The sequence below is a fragment of the Azotobacter armeniacus genome, assembly GCF_054779355.1.
This window is the reverse complement of the sequence record NZ_BAAGYK010000164.1, coordinates 1-3,644: the sequence shown is the minus strand read 5'-3', so window position 1 is coordinate 3,644 and position 3,644 is coordinate 1. Positions and strand designations below refer to the sequence as shown.

At 61.8% G+C, this 3,644-nt stretch carries 2 protein-coding genes and 2 pseudogenes; all 4 read right to left on the bottom strand.

Annotation, left to right across the window (positions count from 1 at the left end; all coding sequences use genetic code 11):
* Positions 1–668 (bottom strand): annotated as a pseudogene (gene tnpC, locus ACYVD0_RS21890) (IS66 family transposase); the annotation flags it as partial.
* Positions 669–732: 64 nt separating this feature from the next.
* Complete coding sequence (ltrA, locus tag ACYVD0_RS21885) at positions 733–1,989, bottom strand: group II intron reverse transcriptase/maturase (protein WP_460428760.1); 1,257 nt, start codon at positions 1,987–1,989, stop codon at positions 733–735.
* Between the two features lie 540 nt (positions 1,990–2,529).
* A pseudogene (locus ACYVD0_RS21880) lies at positions 2,530–3,117 on the bottom strand (transposase domain-containing protein); the annotation flags it as partial.
* 81 nt (positions 3,118–3,198) lie between these two features.
* Positions 3,199–3,534: an IS66 family insertion sequence element accessory protein TnpB gene (gene tnpB, locus ACYVD0_RS21875; RefSeq protein WP_460428759.1), complete on the bottom strand. Its 336-nt coding sequence runs from the start codon at positions 3,532–3,534 to the stop codon at positions 3,199–3,201.
* Between the last annotated feature and the right edge of the window lie 110 nt (positions 3,535–3,644).

The window sequence follows — 3,644 nt, the reverse complement described above, 5'->3', positions numbered from 1 at the left end:
GTCCAGCGTTTGAGGCTGTAATCCAGTGCCTTGGCGATGGCCGTGCCTTCGTGCACCCGCTGACGCTGGGCGAGCATCCAGGCATGCAGGGCATCCGCGATGGGAACCGCCTTGTCCTGACGTATCCGCCATCGCTCATCGGCTAACCGGTCACGCACGTCACGCTCGATTTCGTACAGCAGGCCGATGGAGTACAGCGCCTGCCCGGCCAACTGGCTCTGGTTGGCGACATGCAGGTCGTAGAACTTGCGCCGGGCATGGGCCATGCAGCCGACCTCGGTCATCCCCTGCTCGAAGCAGGCCTTGTAGCCGGCGAAGTCGTCGCAGACCAGCTTGCCTTTCCAGTCGCCCAGGAAGGCGCGGGCATGCTCGCCGGCACGGCTGGGGCTGAAGTCGTAGACCACCGCGCGCAGCTCGGCGAACGGGCTGGGCGCATAGGCCCAGACGTAGGCGCGCTGGGTCTTCTTCAGGCCCGGCGCGAGCATCGGGACCGGGGTCTCGTCGGCATGGATCACGCCCTGTTCCAGAACGATCTCCCGCAGTGCATCCACCAGCGGTTGCAGCTGGACGCCACAGGCACCGACCCACTGCGCCAGGGTCGAGCGCGGGATGGCCAGGCCGGCGCGGCCGAAGATCCTTTCCTGCCGGTACAGCGGCAGGTGAGTGGCGCAGGGGAGTCTCACCCCTGCGCTCTCCCAGAACCGGACGTGAACCTCTCGATTCATCCGGCTCCTATCGTCCAGTCATTCGTATCGCGGCCCCCCAATGGGGGAACAGCGTAGGCGCTCGCCGTTGAAGGCTACTAAGCCACTCCCATGCTTTCGAGATGTGACCGCGTAAGCTCTTGTACTTGCGTTGCGCCCAGCGCACCAAATGGAAGTCCAGTGTTTTCAAAGCACTCTGGAGGGTGGATGGATGGAAAAGCCCATAATAACGAACCCAGCCAACAACCTTATGGCGAAACAGCGCGAGCAGTTCGCCTAAGCTATAACGGCTGAGGCGCTGAAGGCCCCAATTGCGTATCTCATGTCGCATGGCTTTCGCCGCTTTGTCACTTACGGCCGGCGCAAAACTGGTGAACAGTTTTCCTTTCCGGTTCATCGACTGCCGGGGCTTGAACGTATAACCCAAGAAGTCGAACCGTTTCGCAGCATAATCACCGCGCCGATTGGCATCGACGCAGTAGACGACCTGAGTTTTCTCCGGATGCAACTCCAGCCGACACTGCTCCAGCCTGGCCTTTAGCTCCACCCATAGGGATTGAGCCTCGGCTTCGCTGTCACAATGGCAGATGACGTCATCCGCATAACGCTCGAACAGCACATTGGGATAGTGCCACTCCATCCATTTGTCGAACGCGTAATGCAGGAACAGGTTTGCCAGCAACGGACTGATTACTCCGCCCTGCGGCGTTCCTCGATCCCGCATTTGCTGGGTTCCATCTGGAAACACCACGTCCGCGGTAAGCCAGCGCTGAATGTATAGCACCATCCAGCGGCAATCCGTATGTCGACGCACAGCTTTCATCAGGAGCTCATGATCGATGTTGTCGAAGAACCCCTTGATGTCAAGATCGAGCACCCAAGGGTGCCGCCAGCACCGACCTCGGGCAACCCGCAAGGCATCGTGTGCCGAGCGCCCCGGTCTGTATCCATATGAGTCGCCATGGAATACCGGCTCCAGCAACGGCTCCAACCGTTGCCGAACAACCATCTGTGCAATCCGGTCAGCGACCGTGGGTATCCCCAGCGGTCTCGTCTTACCATCTCCCTTGGGGATTTCAACGCGCTTGACCGGCGGCGGAAAATAGCTGCCGGAGGCCAGACGATTCCAAATCCGATACAGGTTCTTACTCAGATCTTGATCGAATTCGGTGAGGCTGACTCCGTCAACTCCAGCCGCGCCACGATTGGCTTTGACGCGTTTGTACGCGTCCCACACCTCACGCTTGGCAATATCGAATGACTTCGCCTCAAGCATACGCGTCATCCCCTTTCAGGTTGCTCGCATGCTGAAGCCGGACGACGGCGCCCCTTCGGTCCAGTTCCGTTACAGAACCTTCATCCCTACTACGAACGCCTCCGTCCCTGTGCCCCGCATCGGTACTCTCGCCCTTGCAGAGGCTATCCGCTTGGACTTCTCCCTTGACATCGGGACGACAGGTTCTCACGTTCCTTACTGAAGCCTGATACAGAGTCACGCCGCCTTCATGCCGGGCGCCGGTCGAGCAGTCGGCAGGCTTCCCTCGACCTTCATCCCGGGCTAACCACCAAGGCCCGGTTTCGACGCCATCTAGATACGTTTCGACACCACAACGACGGTTCATTTGCATTCGTCTCTCTGAATCTCACCTGACGCGGTCATCGCCGCGCCTTTTCCTCAACGCTCACCACCAGGGCTCTTTACCCCAGCAGCTTGAGGTGGTTTGGAGCCTGCTCCTGCAAACCGACTCCGAGGGGCCCACCCTCATCTTCAATAAAGCACCACAGCCTCCTTGGCTTACCAGTGAGGTTGTGTTCGTGACACACGATGATCGGCGAACTTGGCCACCATGACCTGGGCCAGCAGCCCGGCGGTCGGGATGCCCTTGTCGATCACCTGCGGCGGTACCGGTGCCTGGATCAGCGTTTCGCACTGCTCGCAGACCCACTTGCCGCGGATATGCCGCTCCACCGTGAAGACGCCGGGCGTGTAGTCGAGTTTCTCGCTGACCTCCTCGCCGATGCGCTTGAGCTGGCAGCCGCAGGAGCACTGGGTGTGGTCCGGCTCGTGATGGATCAGGGTGTGGGGCAGCTGCGGCGGCAAGGCTGCGCGCCTGGGCTGCCGGCGTGGCTCGGCCGGGGCGGGGACCGGGGCAAGCTCCTCGAGCTCGGCCTCGATGGCCGCGATATCGGTGTCGACCAGCTCATCGAGCAGGCCGAGCTGATTGGCGTCGAGCTGCTCGCTGCGCCGGGCGAACCGGTGCCGCCGCAGAACGGCGATTTCGTGGGCCAGCTGCTCGCTGCGCGTCTTGTGATAGCGGACTTGCTGGTCGAGGCTGGCGACACGCTGCGTCAACTGCGCCGCCAGTTCGCGCAGTTGCTCGGGAGTCAGATGGTCGAAAACCGCAGAAGTCATGGCGCCGATTGTGCCGGCTCGTGCTGCCTTCGACGATAGGCTGTTCGGCCAATTGCGCGGCACGAACCACCTGACAGCCGACTATAAGAGACTTATCCTCGCCGCCGGGCCGACCCGCTGCCAGGGCAACCCCACCACCAGCGCCTGAAGCTGCTCGGCGTTCAGCTCCAGGTGAGCACCCTGCCAGTTGCCTGGCCAGACAAAACGGCCCTGGTTCAAGCGGCGCGAGGCCAGCCAGACACCGAAACCATCGTGCACCAGCACTTTCAGGCGGTTGGCCCGTTTGTTGGCGAACAGGTAGGCGTTGTGCGGCTTCGCCGCACCGAAGACCGCCACCACCCTGGCCAGGGCCGTTTCCGTTCCGGCTCTCATGTCCAGCGGTTCGCTGGCGAGCCAGATGGCATCGATGCGGATCATTGCACTATCTCGCGCACGAACCGGGCACACCCCTCTGCATCGCCCGCAGGCCAGTGAACGGTCAAGGTTGTGCGCCGATGGGGGATATCGATGCGAATGTCCGCGCTGGA

What these genes read in the sequence shown, in the direction of transcription:
- ltrA (WP_460428760.1), bottom strand. Translation starts at nt 1,989, where the DNA reads ATGACGCGTATGCTTGAGGCGAAGTCATTCGATATTGCCAAGCGTGAG.
- tnpB (WP_460428759.1), bottom strand. Translation starts at nt 3,534, where the DNA reads ATGATCCGCATCGATGCCATCTGGCTCGCCAGCGAACCGCTGGACATG.